This is a genomic window from Paraburkholderia sp. EB58, assembly GCF_050436665.1.
GTDB lineage: Bacteria > Pseudomonadota > Gammaproteobacteria > Burkholderiales > Burkholderiaceae > Paraburkholderia.
In genome coordinates, this window is sequence record NZ_JBNDMQ010000024.1 from 60,313 (window position 1) to 80,064 (window position 19,752).

A 19,752-nucleotide genomic window follows, 5' to 3' on the forward strand; every position below is an offset into this window, starting at 1 on the left:
TCTGCAGCGGGATTCGACATGGTTCGCATCGGCTCGGGTGGATAGAGAAGCACCGGTAGTTTACGCCCGGTTTTTATCCGGCGCGACCACCTGAGGCGGTGCGTCCGTGGGACTTGTATAAAGATTGCATGATAAATGAGTCTGTCCCGCTTATGCGTTGACGTCCGCAAACAGTGCTTTCTGGGCTGACAAATCCGCGCGCTGGGAAGCCGCTTCGCTGCAATGCGGCGACACCCTCGTTGCATATAGATCGTCCAGACGCGCCGACCTCTATGCGTTGTTCGGCTACCAGACGGCAGGTGGCGCGCCGTAGACCGTTCGCCAGTTCGCAGACTAAACTGACGACCAGTTCGCCCGGACGGTTCCCGCCGCCGGCGCATGGCTCGACACCCGCAGAGGCAATTAACAATGAGTGAACAAACTGCCCAGGACATCCGGCTGCGTTGCGCAATGCTTCTGCGCCGGACCACGCAACGCCTGCGCGCATACGCCCTGTTGCTCGCGGTGGCGAGCGTGCCGCTTCACGCGCTGGCGCAGCAGTGGGCCGCGGTGTCGCAGGCGCCGGGTGGCATGACGTCGTCCCAGGCAACCCTGTTGCCCGGTCTGGTGCGCGAGCGCATCGGCCTGCAGATCAGTTTGCCGGAGGGCGCGAAGCCCACGCTCGAAGCGCTGGTCGTTCGGCCCGACCGCCCCGGTCGCTTGCCGCTCGTCCTGATGACGCCGGGCACGCCGCGCGGTGTCGGTGCGGGTGCTGGTGCGGGCGTCGTGGACCGCGCGCCGGAGCTGATGCTGAGCGTAGCGGTAGCGTTCGCGCAGCGAGGCTACGCAGCGGTGGTCGTGCTGCGGCGCGGGTTTGGTCACTCGGAAGGACCCTATGCGGAGAGCCTGGGCACCTGTCACCATGAGGACTATCCCGGCACGGGCAAGGCATCTGCCGACGACGTGCTCGGTGCGCTGGAAACGTTGCGCGCGCAACCTTGGGTGGATCCCCAGCGCGTGATCCTGCTTGGCAAGTCGACCGGCGGCTTTGCAGTGCTCGCGGCGGCGGCGCGCAATCCGCAGGGTGTGGTGGGCGTGCTGGATTTTGCCGGTGGCCGCGGATCGCTGCGCCCCGACTATGTGTGCCGCGCGGATCAACTGATTGCGACCATCGAGCAATATGGCGAGACCGCGAAGATTCCAAGCCAGTGGGTGTGGTCGGAAAACGACCACTATTTCAGCCCCGGACTGGCCCAGCAGATGTTGAGCGCCTACACCTCGCATGGCGCACCGGGACAGCTCGCGGTGCTGCCGCCGTTTGGCGAGGACGGACATGAACTGCTCTACGATGCGCCGGTGCAAACCTGGTGGCCGACGGTGGAACCGTTTCTGAAGAGCTTGAATCTGCCGACCGCGATCGTGGTCGATTTGCCCGCGCTCGCAGCTTTACCGGTGCCGCCTGGGTTGAACCCCGGCTGCCAGGACCGGTTCGATGCATACGGCGCGTCGCGCAATGAAGGTAAGGTCTTCGTGATTGCCGAGGGTGGTCACTGCTCGTACAGTCTGATTGAACGTTCGACGCAGGAGGCGGCGCAGCATGCGCTGGAATACTGCAATGGGAAGTGGTCGGGGTGCAAGGTCTATGCTGAGGGGCAGCATGTGGGCGAGTAGGGTGGCGCGCTTAGGTTCAAGGAAGATCCGGGCGCGCCGGAAAGTGCCGGTCGCTTCAGGTGCAGATGGAAAACCGCAGAGGTAAGAAAACGCCGAGCAACGATGCTCGGCTCTTTGCGCTATATCGTCGTTGCCGCTCGCCGCTTCCTGACATAGTGCGCGACAACCCGAAGGGTAATCGCTAACGTGATTGCCACGACGATGCAACACACGGCGATCATGCCCGCTAGCGCTAGCGTCTCTATATCATCAAGATTGTCCAGTCCGTCATGACCGGAAAGTTGAATGGCAAATCGGATCACGTGGTATAGCCATAATGGCATTTCGAATGCGAACCGCGCAATGAATGCCCCTAAGCCCCAACCGCCAACGCACGATATACCCACGAAGGCGATTACGAGTGCGACGCGCTTTATCAGGCGAATCATCGAACCTCAACCGTGCCGTAAGCCTTCATGGTCGAACCGGGAATAGGGATATCTGGCGCACGGGAACGAATGTAGCGTTGCAAGCTGTCGAACTCTAGCGGGCTGTTTACCGTGATGCAACCGTGACTTAAGCGAAGCGGGCCCATTGGATGCAGCCTGAATTCACCTCGCTTGATGCCGTTGACCATCGTTGTATCGCCGCCGTCCGGGTTCCAGAGCATAAACCATTTCGTTCGGTCAGTCGTTCCGTACCCGTGCGCGTCAATCCAGTCATGCAACCATCCAAGGGTGCCGCCTGACTGGCGGTCAACAAGGTAGTAAGTCCCTGCGGGAAGCGGGCCAACATCCGGCCATGCAGTAGCATACGGATTGTCACGCCCGCGTGCGGTTCCCGAAAACGCTTTAACCGAACCGAAACCAGAGCAGTAGAGTTGCGACGATTCCCTGTTATTCAGTGAAAAAGAGCAGCGTACTGGCATTCGTATGTGCGTTTCTAGATCAGCATCCACGAATCTTTGAAAATCAGGTTCCCGTCGAGATAGGACCACGCTATTTCCTGATAACGGAACTCGACTATTTCAAAGTGGTTCCGGTGTATCGAAGCCACTTCTTTGATGTTTGGAACCTTAGGAGATACGGACACAACTTTGACGTTCCGCATGGTCATGTTGAAATATTCTTCTTCTTTGCCCGCGTCGTTCGCTCGATACCATTTCAGTTCGGCGGATTGCAAAGTTTTACCTAATACAACTGCCAAATTAAGCATGACGGACGAACGGTCTATCTCCTTCTCGATGGTAAGCGGTCGATGAGAACGGCCGCCCATCAGATTTCCGGTTGTATGGTCGGCGGGTGCGTATATTGAATGCGTCAGCCCCAAAACCTCAATACTGCCTTCTCGACCCGCGACCATGCTCGAACCTCTTATATTCGCGCCACCGACATCCTTCAACCAGAGATGCAGGGGAGTCGCCATGCTGAAACCTCGTCGTTAAAAAATGTGAATGTAGGGGAGTCATCGCCCGTAGCTGTCAAAACTTGTCAAAATGGTTTTGCTCGTTTTGCTCGTTTTGCTCGCTGCGCTAATCCTTATTGCATTGGGTCAAAGACCTGCACACGAGGACAAGGGGCGAGGCGTTTTGTCGACTCGGAGTCGATGCAGGACGCGGTGCAGCACGCGTTGGAAGATTGCAATGCGAAGGGGGCGGGAGGGAATGTCTATGCTGAGCGGCAGCATGTGCTGAACAGTGCGGTCGCGTGAGGGCGGGGGTGCAGCCGCGCAGCCCCGCCGATTCCGCCAGCTCAAGCTCAAGGGAAATCCGGGCGTGCCGGGAACTGGCGATCGCTTTCCCACAGCCCTCGCAGTTCGCGTGAAGCTGCTTGCCACTTTCCGTCGACCAGGCTGTAGGTCCGATACGTGGTGACGAAGTTGCCGCCATCCGCAGGCGCGCAGAAAACGGCCTCGATCTCATCGGTGGCACCCGAGCGCGGCGGTACGACTTTCCAGTCGGCTTTGCCCGTGCGCGCGAGCACGAGCGGGGCGGCCTGGCCCTGCGCCGATTCGTAGCCGACGGGTTCGAGTCCGCTGTGCGCCGGCGCCAGCATCTCGGTGGCGGGTCCGCTATACGAACCCATCGACGCGGTTGCATCGATGGTCAGAAACCACGCGGGTGAAGGCAAACCATGTAGCGGCGCGGGTTCGAGCGTGGCAAGCGGGTAGTCGAGCTTTCTGCTGGCGAGCACCGTATCCGCCGCCGAAACGAGTTGCACTTGCGCATTCAACAGTGGAGCGTGATTCACGCCGTCGGGTAACCCGTCGGCGCTTGCGCCGCTTCCCCACAGCGTTTTGTGCAGCTCGGGCGTGATACGCGCGTCTTCGAGAATCTCGAGAAACGTGCCGGCCCGGTCGATGGTCGGCACGCGTTGCGTAACGCGATAATCTTGTGCAGGGGCGGATGCTGTCGAACCGGAGCCAGGGGTCGAAGCTTGCACGGCGTTAGCCGCAGCCGTCTGCGTGTGCTCCCCCGTCGCAGGTACAAAATCAATATTCGGGACAACGAACGTTTGATCGATCTGCGCGTCCGGACCACGATAAGTCACAACCGAGGTGTTTTTAAAGGCCTTTTGCGCCGTCACCCTGATGCCCGGCTTGATATCGATGCAACCACCCGAGGCCGCGAGAGTCAGCATCTGAGGCTCCGGTGCGGCAGTATGGGTGCGGCTGTCGCCGCTCGGCAGCGTGAGATGGGCCAGCGCATCGGCAGAGGCGCACATGACACCCGGATGCGAGGCGATCAGGTCGTCAGCCTGCGCGTGAGTCGAAAGTACGCCAAGGCTCAACGCCAGCATGGCGAAACGTGTTTGCAGCATCTGCCGTCCTCAAGATTCAATTCAGCCGCGGATTATAGAAAACCGCTGCCACGGCAACAAGCGAAAGCTCGGACATGACGGTGCCGCACGGGTGCTCCGGCGTAAGCCTCAAGTGCAAGCCTCGCGAACGTCCAACCCGCGCGCCGCGTCGCGCCGCGCGCTCGTGCTACGATGGTTCGCAGATCGTGATGGAGACTTGCATGAATCCGGAGACCGTAGCCAGGTTCGACCACGAATTTGCACCTCGTATCGCTGCGACCATCGCTCGCCTGTTCGATGCCGGCGTTCACACGGAAGTCTTGCCTTACCAGGGCCACGGCCATCCCACCCGCATCAGGATGTGGGCCACGCCGATCGAAGCGCTGCGCCACTATGCGCATCCGCTCAATCTGCACCTCACCTGGGACAGCGACGAGATCGAGCGCTTGATGGGCGAGGGCGGCGAGGCGCGCTTTTCACGCTATCTGGACGCACTCCCACGCAAGCTCGATGCCTGGCATAACGCGCGTGACGTGGATTTCCGCTCCCATACGCAAGCCGAGATCGAGATGTTGCTGGGGGGGCTGGACTTCGAGGCTTAGCCGTCGTCCACGTCCCAGCGCATGCCGCTGCGGAATCAGTCAATTATTTAAAATGAATCCCGTTCAGACGGGACGCAAGGACGCCGTAATAAAACGGAAGAGACGCAAGCTGCGCGGACACTTGGGGCGCCTCGGCACCTCGGGCACTTGGGGCACATATAAACCTCAATCATCCGAGGCATTGCCCCGTGTTGTTGGCCGCTTGCCGTCACATATCCAACGCCTTCCGGACGGAGTCCTTCGCATGGGCATGCGCTCCATTGCAGTCAAACTGAGCCTCATTTTCGGCGCGGCGCTCGCGGCCACGATTCTCGCGATCACGCTGTTTGCCACACTCAATGTCCGCCGCCAGGCGATCGACAATTTCAACGAGGCGAGCAACGGACAGATTCGCCAGATCGACGCCAGCCTTAAAGAGACGTTCAAGCGGATTCACGACAACGTCGTGTTTCTGTCCGATACACCGTTGGTCCAGTCGGCCAACGAATCGGTAACGAACTATCTGACCCATGGCGGCCAGATGACGCCCGACACCAACGGCGGCGTGGAAACCGATATTTTCCATCTGCTGCAGCGTTTCGGCGACAGCCACCCGGATCTGCAATACGTCTATATCGGCACGAAGTGGGGCGGCTACGTGCAGTGGCCCAAGGGCAAATTCACGAGCGATCACTACGATCCGCGCGAACGCCCGTGGTTCACCCAGGGCACCCAGGCCGCAGGCGACGTGCGCCGCACGCCCGCTTACGCGAATACGGGCGGCGATAAGAACGTCATCATCAGCTTCGTGCGGACCATCCAGGACAGCCAGGGCAAACCGCTCGGCGTGCTCGGCATGGACATCTCGCTCGACGGCTTTGCGAAGATGATCGGCCAGGTGCACTTCGGCGACACTGGCTATCTGATGGTGGTCGAAGACAGCGGCACGGTGCTTGTCGATCCGCGCGAGCCGTCGCACAATTTCAAGTCGCTCAAGGACCTCGGCGACGGCTACCGCGAACTGGCGGACATCGCGAATGGCGCGCAGTCGGTTGATATCGACGGCACGCGTTACGACGCCGTCATCTATACGTCGCCTGAGTTGGGCTGGAAATACATCGGGCTGATTCCGCACCGCGAGATGATGGCGTCGGCGAATCGCCTGAGCGCGATCCTGATTGCAGCCGGCCTGATCGCGCTCGCCACCGCACTCGCGCTCACTACTGCGTTGGGCCGCAGGCTGACCGCGCCGCTGCGTCAGGTATCGAACGGCATGCAGGACATCGCCTCGGGCGACGGCGATCTGACGCAACGATTGCCGGTCACGAGCGACGACGAAGTCGGCGTACTGGCCGCACAGTTCAATGCCTTCGTCGAAAAACTCAATGGCGTGCTGCTGAACATCCGCGCCAACAGCGAGACGCTGCGTGTCGCCACCGGCGAGATTTCGGCGGGCAACGCCGATCTGTCTGCGCGCACCGAGCAGCAGGCCGCGGCGCTCGAGGAAACCGCGGCGAGCATGGAGGAGCTGACCTCAGCGGTCAAACAGAACGCCGACAACGCGCGCGAAGCCAGTTCGCTGGCCGCGAATGCGTCGGACGTCGCGCGCCGCAGCAGCGATGTGGTGGAGCGGGTCGTGATGACGATGGGCGACATCAGCCAGAGCTCGAGCCGGATTGCGGATATCACCGGCATCATCGAGGGCATCGCGTTTCAGACCAATATTCTCGCGCTCAATGCAGCGGTGGAATCGGCGCGTGCCGGCGAGCATGGCCGCGGCTTCGCGGTGGTGGCGAGCGAAGTGCGCAGTCTGGCGCAACGCTCATCGAGCGCCGCCAAGGAGATCAAGGAACTGATCGGCGCATCGGTCGGCAAGATCCATCAGGGTTCGGCGCTGGCCACCCAAGCGGGGCAAACCATGTCGGAAGTCACGCATGCAGTAGGGCAGGTAACGGCCATCATGGGCGAGATCGCGGCTGCGTCCGACGAACAGAGCAGGGGGATCGCGCAGGTCAATCTGGCCATCACGCAGATGGACGACGTCACGCAGCAAAACGCGGCACTCGTCGAAGAGGCCGCGGCGGCTTCCCGTTCGCTGGAAGATCAAGGACGGCAATTGAACGAGACGGTGGCCGCGTTCCGTTTGCGGGCACGGGACTAAGCGAGCACGCGTTGTGCCCGCGGGTTGTGGCCAACTAGGCCCGTGCCCGCAAACCGGTCAGAACCGCCCGTTCGTGTCGGTACCCGGCGTGAACGACACGCCGCGCAGCACTTCGCCGAACCCGGCGCTGCGCAGCGTGACGAACTTCTCGCTGGAGGCACCCGCCGCGGTGGTGTTCTTCAGCATATCGCGCGTCACCACCAGCTTGTTCGGATCCGCGCCAATGTCGCCGTCGCCACTCACGGTCGAGGTAATCGCCCACAGCGTCACGGTGCCGTCGTTTTCGACGCGGCCCGTCAGGCTGCGCAGACCGTCAGTCGCGGGCGCCCACGGCAGACCTGTGGCCGAGTTCGAACCCGTCGGATAACGCGGCACGGTGTACTCCGTGCCAAGATTCAGCCCTGCTTGCAGCGTGTAGGCCAGCGTCCACTTCTTCGTCGCGGCGTTATAGATCCACTTCTGCAGTCCGGCGCCCGTCTGTGCGGCGGCGTGCGTGAAGAGATCGGTGCCGCCCGTGTAGCCGTCGCCTTCATCCGCGACGTAGAGCGTCGTGGCGTTGGCGAACCACAGACCGAACGGGAAGGCGAGCGTGGTGGCGTTCTTGTTGAGCGTCGACGGGAAGCCCGCCAAAATACACATGTTGTTGGGCAGGCCGCTCGTTTGCAGCGTAGCGGCGCTATACGCGAGCGGCGTGGTGGGCAGCTTCGCGTTGGCTGCCGGCACGCCCACGCCAGTCGGGCACGCCGTGCCCGTGGTGTCGAGGAAGTACACCGTGTTGACGCCATTGCTGCCGCTGCCTTTGGTGTAGTACAGGACGTTGTTGTAGATCGTGATGCCGCGGAAATTGTCGTCCTTGCCGATCTTGTCGGCCTTGGCGCCGAGTTCGGTGACAGAGAAGCTACCGAGCGGAGTCGGTGTGCCGGGGTTCTGCTGGGCTTCTGGCTGATTCGACGGGTCTACGATCTGTGCGCCGGTGCCGACGATGACGCCGTCGGGTTGAGGGTTCGCGCCGTTACCGGCATTGCCGGTGGTGTAGAGCACCTCGTCTCGACCGTTGCCCGTGTTCAGAATCGCAGCACGTCCATTGTCGCCGCTAAAGGCGTTTGTTTCGGTGAAGCGGAAATTCCCCGCGCGGTCCACGAGTGCAATGCCGCGATAGAAGTTCTGCCCGTCCGGATTGGTCGGATCCACCACGCCAGGTGTATTCGCGTTCGAGACGTCGATCGCGTTGACCGGCGCAACATAGCCTACAAAGCTCAGGTACTGGCCATCGGTAGACAGATGCAAGGCCAGTTCGGACTTCGAACTGAAGCTCGTCACGAGCTGGCCGCGTGCATCGCCGTGCTGCAGGCTGTTGGGCACTTCGAGCGAACTGACGAATCCGCCCGAGGGTGTCAGCTGATCCAGAAAGATCCGCGAGGTGATGCCGAAATTGGCGTCATACAGCACGTTGTTCCAGACGTACGGATAGGTGCCGTCACTCGGGGCGCCGGTTGCTGCGCTGCAGCCGCTCGTCGTGTTCGCGCAGTTCGGCGGCAGGATCGTGCCTGGCTGTACGTTGCTCGACAGGTTGTCGTAGACACTGCGGCTCACCACCAGCAGGCCCGGAAAAAACGGGCTTTCACCGCCGAAAGGAAATTGCTGCGCGGAGGCGCTTACGCTTGCGGCGAGAAGGGTCAACGCAAGCAGTGGGGCGCGTGCTTTGAGCGTGGAACGGGAAATGAGGCAGGAAGGCGCGCAGGCGCGGGGGGCGGTTTGCATCTGTAGTCTCCGTACGGCATGGGGGGATTATTAGTGACGGACTTGCAGGACAACCGCGCTACCCTAGCAGCGCTTCATGAAGGATTATTGACGTGACGCTTTCATCTCCGTCAGGCAGTCGCTCCCAGTCTGAAGAAACTCACGCTCTGCACCAGGCCCGAGGCTTTGTTCTGCACGGCGTCTGCGGCCGCCGCGGCCTGTTCGACCAATGCCGCGTTGCTCTGCGTGACCTGATCCATCTGATTGACCGCGTCGTTCACTTCGGCGATACCGGTTGCCTGATCGACCGTGGCGGTTGCAATCGCTTCAACAATACGCGTGACGCTGCCGGCGCTTTCCACTACGCCATCCATCGTATGGCTCGCGCGATGGATCAGTTGCGTGCCGGCGTCGATGGTCGCCACTGACTCGCGGATCAACTCTTTGACCTCGCGCGCCGCATCCGCCGAACGCTGCGCGAGACTGCGCACTTCGCTCGCCACCACCGCGAAGCCGCGCCCTTGACTGCCTGCGCGAGCGGCCTCGACGGCCGCGTTGAGCGCGAGGATGTTGGTCTGGGCAGCAATCGCTTCGACCACCGCGATGATGTCGACGATGCGCTTCGACGCGGCGTTGATCTGCTCCATGGTGCGTACCGCATCGCTCATCACAACGCCGCCGTCGCGCGCCGCCTGCGCAGCGGTTTGCGCGAGTGCCGTCGCATTGCGTGCATGGGTGGCGTTCAGCTGCACGGAGTCGGTGAAGTGCTGCATCGAAGCAGCGGTTTCTTCAAGCGAGGCGGCTTGCTGTTCGGTGCGCGCGGACAGATCGAGATTGCCCGCTGCGATCTGCTGGGTCGCGCAGGAGATGGTCGTGGCACCTTCGCGGATCTCGCTGACGATATGGCGCAAGCGATGGTTCATGTCGTTCAACGCGACCAGCAACTGACCGGTTTCGTCGGTGCTCACCACCTCGACGTCGGCGCGCAGATCACCGGCCGCCACCGCTTGCGCTACTCCGACGGCCTGCCGGACCGGCCCTGTGATGCTGCGGCTCAGGAAGCCGATCGCGGCTGCGCCGAGCACCAGTGCACCCACCACTACCACCAGCAGTAGCGTGCAGGCGAGGCGATACGCATCCTCGGCAGTCTGCTGGATGCGCTCGTCTGAGGCTTGCGCCTGTTGCATGACGGAGGCGACGATCGCATCGATCGCCGTGGTGGGTGCACGGTCGATGCCTTTGACGAGGGCATCGACAACGTGCGGACTGTTCGCGTCGGCGACATCGAAATGCTTCAATGCATCGAGGTAGCTCGTTTGCAGCGAGGCGTGCGTGGCAATCGCATTGTCGACGCCGTCGAGGTTGACCCCCAGCGCGCTCAACTGGTTTCTGAGCTGCTGCAGCGCTGCAGTCGTCTTGTCGCTCTGCGCCACGAAGGCCTGCTGGTGAGTGGCGAGCGCTGCGGCATCGCTGCTGCGCAATAGCAGGTCCTTCCACTCCTGGACCTGCTTCTTGAATTCGACCTGGGCGACGCGCGCCGTGTCGGCTGCGCGGCCGTACTGCTCGAGCGTTTGGGCCGACTCGATCTGCAGCGTGTGCGTATTGGACAGCGCGTGCCATCCTTCCAGACCTACGACCATCGTCGCCGCTAACAGCACGGCTCCAAGCAGGGCCAGCTTGGCGGCAATTTTCATATTTCGATAAAACGACACAACTGCTCCAGGATTCGGTAAGGCGACACGCCTCGTCCGGGTATACGGCGGCGCGAGGGCAGACTTGAGCGGACGGGCTCACGCTGAGCTTTCCGCGCGTTACCGGAAGTCGTTTGAGTGCCTGTGGTAAGGCACTCTATGAGTGCGGAGAGTTTTTGCAGGGCGTAGGCGGGTATTCAACACGTGCCTAAGAGAACGTGCTGCGTTGTATTCGTCTGGAGATATCGTGCGTCTTTCGCGCGAAGCGTCTCACATGATTGCGGAATGCAGATGGTGTGGATGCTCCAGCGTCTCGGCGATGATGCGCAACGCCTCCTCGCATTCTTCACGATTCTTCGAACCGCCGAGACATACGCGCAATGCGTTGGGCGGATTGCCGTCGGTGGAGAACGCTGCGCTGGCGACCGCGGCGATACCCTGGTTGCGCAACTGTAGCGCGAGTTCAGATGAACTCCATCCGCCAACGCCTGCTATCGGCAGCCACAGATGAAAGCCATCAGGATGCGCGTCGTAAGACCATTCGCCCAGCACGCGCGAGGCAATCGCCTGACGCGCTTTCGATTCGCTGCGAATGGCGTTGAGCATCTCTTGCGCTGTGCCGTCGATCACCCACTGGGTAGCGAGCGACACCGTAAATGGACTCGCCATTACCGTCGTCGCGCGCAGGGCACCCGCGAGACGCTGCGTCTGGCGCGGAGTCGGCGCCTGCAGATAGGCGACCCGCAAACCGGCGCCGAGACTCTTCGACAAACCCGTGACGTAGTAGGTCAACTCTGGCGCAAAGCTCGCCAGCGCATCCGGCGCCTGCAGCGGCAGCATCGCGTAGGCGTCGTCTTCGATGATCGGCACGCTGTAGCGTAGCGCGACATCCGCGAGCGTTTCGCGCCGCTTGTGCGTAAGCGTCAGTGTGCTGGGGTTCTGCAAGGTGGGATTGCAATAGAACGCGCTGGGCTTGTCGGTCTTGCAGAGCGCTTCGAACGAATGCGCCAGCGGTCCTTCATCGTCGCGCGCGAGCGCCTGCAAACGCACGCCCAGTTGCGCGGCAATCGCCTTGATGCCCGGATAGGCGAGTGTGTCGAGGCAGATCATCGCACCCGGCCGCGCCAGTTGCGAGACCAGCGCGACGAGCGCGCTGTGAATGCCGGGGCAGACCAGCACATTGTCCGGCGAACAGTTCGGCAGACGGCGCTTGAGCCATTCAGTGCCGGCTGCCTTGTCGGCCGGTGTGCCGCCGAAGTCCTGATAGCGCAACAACTGATAGGGGTCGCTATCCGCCATCAAACGCGCCGCGGACTCGCGCAGACGGATCGCGTAGTCGGCCGGTTCAGGCGGTGTATTCATCGTCATTTCGATGCTGCTGCCGCCCGACAGCGGCAGCGTGGCCGTGCGGCCGCGCACGAAAGTCCCGCTGCCGGCGCGCGAATCGAGCAGGCCGCGCTTCTTCGCTTCCGCGTAGGCCCGCGCCACGGTGGTGTAGTTGAGCGCCAACTCGTCGGCCAGATCGCGCAGACCCGGCAGCCGGTCACGCGGCCGCAGGCGTCCGGTGGCGAGGTCCTCTTCGATCAGATCGGGAATCGCGAGGTAAGCGGGCTTGCGGATTTCGGCGAGGCGTTTGATCCAGTGATGTGTCGGGCTGCTCATCGTTTTTGGGCAAATGGATGACGGTTAAAAGGTCCTCGCAGGGGCGTCGCGTGAGTCGTGAAAAGTGATCGCGTGCAATGATCGTATTGATCGTATCTGGTGAATGACTGCACCGGCCCCGCGCATTTGCACCAGCAAGATCGCACCCGGCTGGTGCGATCAAGGCCCGCAAGGCCGCTTTCATTGACGGCGTTGGCTGTATGCAACCTTCGGGCCAAAAAAATTTCGGGGCGCTTGACGAATGATCGTCTGTTTGATTGGAAAGTGATCGCATGGGCGGCGACCTTCAATGGCACGGGCGTTGCGTTAGTGAGTTCGGCGCAAACATCAAAGCGGCGCTGCCTGCTACCACGCGACATTCCTGTTCACGCAAACCACCTTGGAGAGTGCCATGCCTGCCGTCAACACACCGCTGCATCAGAAGGGCGATTACTTCGTCGACTACGAAGAGAAGGTCTTCGAGGACGTGAAGGCCGAGCCGGGCGAAAAGGCGCTCGTCACGTTTCATACGGTGGCGTTCGAAGGCTCGATCGGTTTCGTCAATATGCTGCAGGCCACCCGTCTGCAGCGAAAAGGCTTCGAGACCTCAGTACTCCTGTACGGTCCCGGCGTCACGCTCGGCTTGCAGCGCGGCTTTCCGACCCTCGGCGACGAAGCATTTCCAGGCCATCTGAACTTCAACAGGCAGTTGATGAAGTTCATGGAGGAAGGCGGCAAGGTGTACGCGTGCCGCTTCGCGCTGCAGGCGCTGTACGGACATGGAGAAGCTTCGTTGATCGAAGGGATTCGGCCGATCAGTCCACTGGACGTACTGGACATCCAGCTTCTGCATCGCAAGGACAACGCACTGATCATCCACACCTGGACGGTCTGAGCACAGGCGGCCATCACCATGTCTGAAAAACGTATTGTTCGCGCTGCGGCGGTCCAGATTTCACCGGACTTCGAGCGCAGCGACGGCACCCTCAACAAGGTCTGCGAGGCCATCGATCAGGCGGGACGCGAAGGCGTGCAACTGATTGTGTTTCCCGAGACCTTCGTGCCGTATTACCCGTATTTTTCGTTCGTGCGGCCGCCGGTGGCCTCCGGTGCCGATCACATGCGGCTTTATGAAGAGGCGGTGGTGGTGCCGGGGCCCGTGACGCAGGCCGTCGGCGAACGCGCGCGCCTCAATCGCATGGTGGTCGTGCTCGGCGTCAACGAGCGCGATTACGGCAGCCTGTACAACACGCAACTGATTTTCGATGTAGACGGCCAGTTGCTGCTCAAGCGCCGCAAGATCACGCCGACGTTTCACGAACGGATGATCTGGGGACAAGGCGATGCGGCGGGGTTGAAAGTGGTGCAGACGTCCGTCGCGCGGGTCGGTGCGCTCGCCTGCTGGGAGCACTACAATCCGCTCGCGCGCTATGCGCTGATGACGCAGCACGAGGAGATTCACTGCAGCCAGTTTCCGGGCTCGCTGGTGGGGCCGATCTTCGCCGAGCAGATCGAAGTCACGATCCGTCATCACGCGCTGGAGTCGGGTTGCTTCGTGGTCAATGCAACCGGGTGGCTGACCGAAGCGCAGGTTGCCTCGATCACTAGCGACACGAATCTGCAGAAGGCGCTGCGCGGCGGCTGCAACACAGCGATCGTCTCGCCGGAAGGCCAGCATCTGGCGGCACCGTTGCGTGAAGGCGAAGGCATGGTGATCGCGGATCTGGACATGGCGCTGATCACCAAGCGCAAACGCATGATGGATTCGGTGGGCCACTATGCGCGGCCGGAACTGTTGAGCCTCGCGATCAACGAACGGCCGGCGACGACGGTGTCGCCGATGCCGTCGTGGGGCGCTTCTTCCAACGCATTCGCCACTGACTCTGCCGCCGACGCCGTCACCGATTTCAACTCAACCTTGGGATGCCGCGATGAACTCCAACGAGACCCTGCCGGCCGCTAGTCGGCAATTGATGACTGAGTTGCAGTCGGTCGGTTTGCGGCTCGCCGATCCGGGCGCGGGCGTCGCCAGCCGGCGCGGCGGTGCGGGGCCGTCGGACCATAAGGCGGTGACGGTGGACGGCGTGACCATCATGGTGCCGGTGCATACCAACACCGCATGGCATTCGCCGTTCGTCGCCGCACCAGCGGATGCGGGCGGCGTCAGTGCGCTGCTGCGCGGCACGATCCCAATTGCCAATATCAGCTTTCCGAAGGCACCGCGTTTTTATGGCATGCAGACGCTCGACGGCGTGCCGTACTCGCATATTGCGACGTTGCATAGCGCGGATGTGCTGGCGACGACGGTGCTGCAGACCTGCATCCGCTACGAGAGCCGCCGCAAGACCTGCAAATTCTGCGCGATTGGCCAGTCGTTGGCGGCGGGCCGCACGATTGCGCGCAAGACGCCCGAACAGCTTGCCGAGGTGGCGCGCGCCGCGGTGCTGCTGGACGGCGTCAAGCATATGGTGCTGACGACCGGCACGCCGCCCACCAGCGACCGCGGCGCGCAGATTCTGTGCGAAAGCACGTTCGCGATCCGGGCCGCGGTCGACCTGCCCATTCAGGCGCAATGTGAACCGCCCGATGACGACCGCTGGTTCGCGCGCATGAAAGCGAGCGGCATCGACACGCTCGGCATGCACCTCGAAGTGGTCACGCCGGCCTTGCGCGAGAGGATCATGCCCGGCAAGTCGAGCGTGCCGCTCGCGCGCTATATGGAGGCATTCAAGGCGGCGGTGGCCGTATTTGGACGCGGCCAGGTCAGCACCTATATCCTGGCGGGACTCGGCGATAGCGCTGAAGCGATCCTGAGCATCTCGCGCGAGCTGATCGAGCTCGGCGTGTATCCGTTCGTAGTGCCATTCGTGCCGATCAGCGGCACGCCGCTCGAGGACCATCCAGCCCCGACGCCCGAATTCATGAAGTCGGTTCTGCAGCCGCTCGGTGCGATGCTCGCCGCGGCGAGTCTGCGTTCGAGCGACATCAAGGCCGGCTGCGGCAAGTGCGGCGCGTGTTCGTCGTTGTCTTCGTACGAGGTGTGATCATGTTTGGTGAAGCGATCGCAGGGATACGGGAATCACTTGATGTCACGCCGGCAATGCCGGCGTTGTACACGCCCACCGAGTACCGTATCAAATGGACCACGCTGCCATGGGAAGCTGAGGAAGCCTACAAATTGCGACGCGCGGTGTTTTGCATTGAGCAGGGCATTTTTGTCGGGGACGACCGCGACGAGATCGACGAACGGGCCCAGCAACTGGTGGCAGTGAGCTGTCTTGCCGGGATACCCGAGCAGGTAGTGGGCACGGTGCGCATCCATCAGGAAGCGCCGGACGTGTGGTATGGCTCGCGGCTGGCCGTGCACGCGGCGTTTCGCCGCCACGGCAAGATTGGCGCGACGCTGATCCGCCTTGCGGTGACGAGCGCCCACGCGCTCGGCTGCGAGACGTTTCTTGCGCATGTGCAGAGCCAGAATGTGCCGCTGTTTCGCGCCTTGCATTGGGATGCCCTCGAGCAGGAGATGGTGCATGGCCGTTCGCATCATCTGATGCAGGCGCAGCTCGATCACTATCCGCCGTGCACGGCGCCGCGCAGCGGCTTCGTCACGCAGGCGCGGAGCGGGTCATGAGCGTGGCGGATCTGGTCGCGGGCTTGCGCGAGAGCCGTGGCTTTCGGCACAAGACCGATATTGCCGGCGTGGTGTCGTCACTCGCGCGCCGCTTGCCGGGCGGTGCGAGCGATCTCGACCAGGCGGTGGCGTTAGGCGACGACTGCGCAGCCTTGCGAGACGGCGATGGCTATCTGCTGTTCGCCATCGAAGGTATGGTGAGCGATTTCGTGCAGGCGATGCCGTGGTTCGCGGGCTATAGCAGCGTGATGGTCAACGTCAGCGATATCTATGCGATGGGCGGTCGGCCGCTCGCTGTCGTGGATGCGTTATGGAGCGACGGCATCGAAGCGGCGCACGAGGTGCTCGCGGGAATGGCTGCGGCGTCGGTAGCGTACGGTGTGCCGATTGTCGGCGGACACACCAATGCACGCAGCGATCAGGCGCAGTTGGCCGTGTCGATCGTCGGGCGCGCCAAGGCGCTGTTGTCGAGCTTCAACGCGCGACGCGGTGACCGGCTGTTGATGGCGGTGGATTTGCGCGGCCGCTTCGAAGAGCCCTATCCGTTCTGGAATGCTTCGGTCGGGGCGCCGGCCGCGCGCCTTCGCGGTGATCTCGAACTCTTGCCGCAGTTGACGGAAAGCGGCCTGTGCGACGCCGCCAAGGACATCAGCATGGCGGGCACGCTCGGCACCGCATTGATGTTGCTCGAGTGCTCGCGGGTTGGCGCGCGGATCGATCTCGACGCCATTCCCAAGCCCGCTGACGTGCCGCTGGCGCGCTGGGTCACGGCGTTTCCGAGCTACGGCTATCTGCTGGCAGTGCGTGAGGAACACGTCGAGCGCGTGCAGGCGCAATTCGCGGCGCGTTCACTGGCCTGCGCGGCGATCGGGACGGTGGACGCTTCCCTTGAGGTGGTCGTGCACCGCGGTGACGACGCCGCAGTGTTATGGGACTTCAGCGGCGAGTCGTTTATCGTCCCGGCGGAGCAGGTGTTGCGATGAATACAGGCGCATTGCGGATTGCGTTGCTGACGCATTCGGTCAATCCGCGTGGCGGGGTTGTGCACACCCTCGAACTGGCGAGCGCACTCACCGCGCAGGGACATGAAGTCACGGTGTTTGCGCCCGCAACCAACGGTGAGGTCCTGTTTCGCCTGCCGCCGTGCCGCGTGACGTACGCCCCGGTCATCGGATCGCAGGCCGGCACCGTGGCGCTGGTCGATGCGCGCATCCGCGCCTTGAAGAGCAGTTTGCGCGCGCATGGCACGGCAGCCTTCGACATCCTGCATGCGGAAGACAGTATCAGCGGCAATGCGCTTGCAGAACTCAAGGAGGAGGGCGCGATTCGCGGCTTCGTGCGCACTGTGCACCACCTCGATCACTTCGATAACCCGCGTCTCGCGGCCTGGCAGGAGCGCGCGTATCGCGCTGCAGATCAGGTGCTATGTGTGAGCGACACGTGGACCCGCGAGATGCGGCAGCGCTACGGCGTTGGGGCTGTTACGGTACCGAACGGTGTCGAGACGACGCGCTTCGCTCCAAAGCCGCAACCCGGTGATGAAAGAATCCGGCAGAGCTTAGGGATAGGTGCGGGGCCGCTCGTCCTTGCCGTCGGCGGCGTTGAAGAGCGCAAGAATACGCTTGCACTGCTCGACGCATTTCCCGCCGTGCTTAGCGTCTTTCCCGAGGCGCAGCTTGTGATTGCAGGCGGCGCAAGCTTGCTCGATCACGATGCCTACACGCGACGGTTCATCCAACGCGCGGCGCAACACGGTTTATCTATCGGACCGCACGAAAACATCGTGATTACCGGGCCGCTTGAAGACGCGGCGTTGCCCGCATTGCTCCGAAGCGCAGATGTGCTGGCGATGGTGTCGGTGCGCGAGGGCTTCGGCCTCGTGGTTCTCGAAGCGCTCGCCTGCGGCACGCCGGTCGTCGCTTCGGCGATTGCGCCGTTCACCGAATACCTCGATGACGCCACCTGCTGCTGGGCCGATCCAACTGACGCAGATTCGATTGCCGGCGCACTGCTGCGCGTGATTCGCGGCGACAGCGGCACCGATTTCGCGCAGGCCGTGCCCGCGTTGCTCGCACGGTATTGCTGGACCGCAAGCGCCCGCTGCCATGTCGACGCTTATCGCGCTTGGCTCGCGCAGCCGCCGCTTGCGGTTGTTTAAGTTATCAGCAGAAAGGAATCTCCATGCCTGTCATGCACTTCCGGATTCAATGGCCCGATGGCGACGAAGCGAATTGCTATTCGCCGTCGCAAGTGGTCAGCGATTTCTTTACTCCGGGCGAGGCGTATCCGCTCGACGACTTTGTCCAACGCTCGCGCGAGGCGCTCAACATCGCTTCGGAACGCGTGCGGCAGAAGTACGGCTTCGCGTGCTCGGCTGCGATGGATCAACTCGCGCAGATCGAGCGCGACGCGGAGCGCTTTCGAGAGCAGGCGGGCGCCACCGTGAAAGTGATCGAACTGAGCTGAGCCGGGTACACACCACGGGTTTAGGCCACGCCAAACCGTTTCGCCCCGCCGGCCGCGCGATAACGCCGCGACGGCGGCCCGATCTTCTACTTGCAAGGACGCATCATGTCGAACACAGGGCACTCCGTGAACAGCGGCACAGGCGAGCATGGGCACTACAGTGTGCTCGTCGTCGGCGGCGGGCAGGCAGGTTTGTCGATCAGTTACTACCTGAGACAGGCGGGTGTCGATCATCTTGTGCTTGAGAAGCAGACCGTCACGCATACCTGGCGCAAGCAGCGCTGGGATGCCTTCTGCCTTGTCACGCCAAACTGGCAGTGCGCGCTGCCGGGCTACCCTTATACGGGCGACGATCCGCACGGCTTCATGAAGAAGGATGAAATCATCGCCTACCTCGATGGCTTCATCGCGATGGTGAATGCGCCCGTTCTCGAGCATACGCAGGTCAGCCGCGTGAAGCGGCGCGACGACGGCGTTTATGCAGTGGCGACCACCCAAGGGGATTTCACCGCCGATCACATGGTAGTGGCCTCGGGCGGTTACCACACGCCTATCGTGCCGCGCATGGCTGAACGCCTGCCCGCGCAGATCGTGCAGTTGCAGTCGTCGGAGTATCGCAATCCGCAGGCGTTGCCCGAGGGCGCCGTGCTGGTGGTGGGTTCCGGACAGTCCGGTGCACAGATTGCGGAAGACCTACATCTGGCCGGCCGCAAAGTGGTACTTGCGGTGGGCGAGGCGCCGCGTTGCGCGCGGTTTTATCGCGGGCGTGATGTGGTGGATTGGCTCGCGGACATGCAGTACTACGATATGCCGGTCGAAAAGCATCCGTTGCGCGAAGGCGTGCGTGATAACACCAATCACTATGTGACCGGTCGTGACGGCGGCCGCGACATCGACCTGCGCAGGTTTGCCGCCGAGGGCATGCAGTTATACGGACGGCTCGAAGACCTGCGCGACGGGCTGTTGCACTTTACGCCGAATCTCGCGGCCAATCTCGACGATGCGGACGATACCTATAACCGGATCAACGCGAGCATCGATGGCTTCATCGCAAAGCACGTGATCGACGCGCCACCCGGCGGCGTCTATGAACCCGTGTGGCAGCCACCGCATGAACGCGCGACGCTCGCACTCGAAGGCAGCGGCATTGCGGCGATTATCTGGTGTATTGGCTTTACGCCGGACTTTAGCTGGATCGATGCGCCCGTGTTCAATGGGCGAGGCTATCCCGCCCATACGCGCGGTATCACGCCGATCGAGGGTTTGTATTTCGTCGGCTTGCCGTGGCTGCACACGTGGGGCTCCGGCCGTTTCTCGGGAATTGCGCGCGACTCGGAACATGTCGTGCAGGCAATTCTTGCGAAGCAGCGCGAACGGGCTGCAGCTTGCGCGTCGATGGCGGCTTGAAAAGCCA

Annotated in this window: 17 protein-coding genes; 11 read left to right on the forward strand and 6 right to left on the reverse strand. The window is 62.4% G+C overall.

Annotation, left to right across the window (positions count from 1 at the left end; all coding sequences use genetic code 11):
• The first annotated feature begins 408 nt into the window (after window positions 1-408).
• Window positions 409-1,650 (forward strand): alpha/beta hydrolase family protein, encoded by a 1,242-nt coding sequence (locus tag P3T40_RS29310; protein WP_429271203.1) that lies wholly within the window; start codon window positions 409-411, stop codon window positions 1,648-1,650.
• 424 nt (window positions 1,651-2,074) lie between these two features.
• On the opposite strand, the gene P3T40_RS29315 is transcribed toward P3T40_RS29310, so the two are convergent.
• From P3T40_RS29315 to P3T40_RS29325, 3 genes are all read right to left on the reverse strand, one after another.
• The gene (locus tag P3T40_RS29315) at window positions 2,075-2,557 is read right to left on the reverse strand and encodes a DUF2778 domain-containing protein (protein ID WP_429271267.1); all 483 of its coding nucleotides are present in this window, start codon (window positions 2,555-2,557) and stop codon (window positions 2,075-2,077) included.
• A 14-nt stretch (window positions 2,558-2,571) separates the two neighbouring features.
• Window positions 2,572-3,054 carry a type VI secretion system tube protein TssD gene (gene tssD / locus P3T40_RS29320; protein WP_429271204.1) on the reverse strand — a complete coding sequence of 161 codons (483 nt, stop codon included), beginning with the start codon at window positions 3,052-3,054 and terminating at the stop codon, window positions 2,572-2,574.
• A gap of 332 nt (window positions 3,055-3,386) precedes the next feature.
• Window positions 3,387-4,448, reverse strand: coding sequence for a hypothetical protein (locus P3T40_RS29325; RefSeq protein ID WP_429271205.1), 1,062 nt, complete (start codon window positions 4,446-4,448; stop codon window positions 3,387-3,389).
• A 200-nt stretch (window positions 4,449-4,648) separates the two neighbouring features.
• Between P3T40_RS29325 and P3T40_RS29330 the strand changes: the two genes are divergently transcribed.
• Together P3T40_RS29330 and P3T40_RS29335 are read left to right on the forward strand one after the other, a co-directional pair.
• Window positions 4,649-5,029, forward strand: coding sequence for a DUF5594 family protein (locus P3T40_RS29330; protein WP_429271206.1), 381 nt, complete (start codon window positions 4,649-4,651; stop codon window positions 5,027-5,029).
• Between the two features lie 244 nt (window positions 5,030-5,273).
• Entirely contained in the window at window positions 5,274-7,169 is a 1,896-nt protein-coding gene (locus P3T40_RS29335; RefSeq protein ID WP_429271207.1) for a methyl-accepting chemotaxis protein, read from the forward strand.
• 57 nt (window positions 7,170-7,226) lie between these two features.
• Here P3T40_RS29335 and P3T40_RS29340 read toward each other — a convergent pair whose 3' ends face one another.
• The 3 genes from P3T40_RS29340 to P3T40_RS29350 all read right to left on the reverse strand — a co-directional run bounded on the left by P3T40_RS29340 (window position 7,227) and on the right by P3T40_RS29350 (window position 12,262).
• Window positions 7,227-8,930, reverse strand: a complete 1,704-nt coding sequence (locus P3T40_RS29340; protein ID WP_429271208.1) for a hypothetical protein — start codon at window positions 8,928-8,930, stop codon at window positions 7,227-7,229.
• Between the two features lie 110 nt (window positions 8,931-9,040).
• Complete coding sequence (locus tag P3T40_RS29345; RefSeq protein ID WP_429271209.1) at window positions 9,041-10,621, reverse strand: methyl-accepting chemotaxis protein; 1,581 nt, start codon at window positions 10,619-10,621, stop codon at window positions 9,041-9,043.
• A gap of 249 nt (window positions 10,622-10,870) precedes the next feature.
• Window positions 10,871-12,262, reverse strand: a complete 1,392-nt coding sequence (locus tag P3T40_RS29350; protein ID WP_429271210.1) for a PLP-dependent aminotransferase family protein — start codon at window positions 12,260-12,262, stop codon at window positions 10,871-10,873.
• 391 nt (window positions 12,263-12,653) lie between these two features.
• On the opposite strand from P3T40_RS29350, the gene P3T40_RS29355 reads away from it, so the two are divergent.
• The 8 genes from P3T40_RS29355 to P3T40_RS29390 all read left to right on the forward strand — a co-directional run bounded on the left by P3T40_RS29355 (window position 12,654) and on the right by P3T40_RS29390 (window position 19,745).
• Entirely contained in the window at window positions 12,654-13,136 is a 483-nt protein-coding gene (locus P3T40_RS29355) for an MSMEG_0572/Sll0783 family nitrogen starvation response protein (protein WP_429271211.1), read from the forward strand.
• A gap of 18 nt (window positions 13,137-13,154) precedes the next feature.
• Window positions 13,155-14,204 (forward strand): Nit6803 family nitrilase, encoded by a 1,050-nt coding sequence (locus tag P3T40_RS29360; RefSeq protein WP_429271212.1) that lies wholly within the window; start codon window positions 13,155-13,157, stop codon window positions 14,202-14,204.
• Window positions 14,205-14,214: 10 nt separating this feature from the next.
• Window positions 14,215-15,285 (forward strand): MSMEG_0568 family radical SAM protein, encoded by a 1,071-nt coding sequence (locus P3T40_RS29365; RefSeq protein ID WP_429271268.1) that lies wholly within the window; start codon window positions 14,215-14,217, stop codon window positions 15,283-15,285.
• Window positions 15,286-15,287: 2 nt separating this feature from the next.
• Window positions 15,288-15,872: an MSMEG_0567/Sll0786 family nitrogen starvation N-acetyltransferase gene (locus tag P3T40_RS29370; RefSeq protein ID WP_429271213.1), complete on the forward strand. Its 585-nt coding sequence runs from the start codon at window positions 15,288-15,290 to the stop codon at window positions 15,870-15,872.
• Window positions 15,869-16,855 carry a sll0787 family AIR synthase-like protein gene (locus P3T40_RS29375; RefSeq protein ID WP_429271214.1) on the forward strand — a complete coding sequence of 329 codons (987 nt, stop codon included), beginning with the start codon at window positions 15,869-15,871 and terminating at the stop codon, window positions 16,853-16,855. The genes P3T40_RS29370 and P3T40_RS29375 overlap by 4 nt, the downstream gene beginning before the upstream one ends.
• Window positions 16,852-18,030 carry an MSMEG_0565 family glycosyltransferase gene (locus P3T40_RS29380; RefSeq protein ID WP_429271215.1) on the forward strand — a complete coding sequence of 393 codons (1,179 nt, stop codon included), beginning with the start codon at window positions 16,852-16,854 and terminating at the stop codon, window positions 18,028-18,030. Before P3T40_RS29375 ends, P3T40_RS29380 begins: the two co-directional genes overlap by 4 nt.
• Window positions 18,031-18,053: 23 nt before the next feature.
• Window positions 18,054-18,338 carry an MSMEG_0570 family nitrogen starvation response protein gene (locus P3T40_RS29385; RefSeq protein WP_429271216.1) on the forward strand — a complete coding sequence of 95 codons (285 nt, stop codon included), beginning with the start codon at window positions 18,054-18,056 and terminating at the stop codon, window positions 18,336-18,338.
• Between the two features lie 105 nt (window positions 18,339-18,443).
• Entirely contained in the window at window positions 18,444-19,745 is a 1,302-nt protein-coding gene (locus P3T40_RS29390) for an MSMEG_0569 family flavin-dependent oxidoreductase (protein WP_429271217.1), read from the forward strand.
• The last annotated feature ends 7 nt before the right edge of the window (window positions 19,746-19,752 follow it).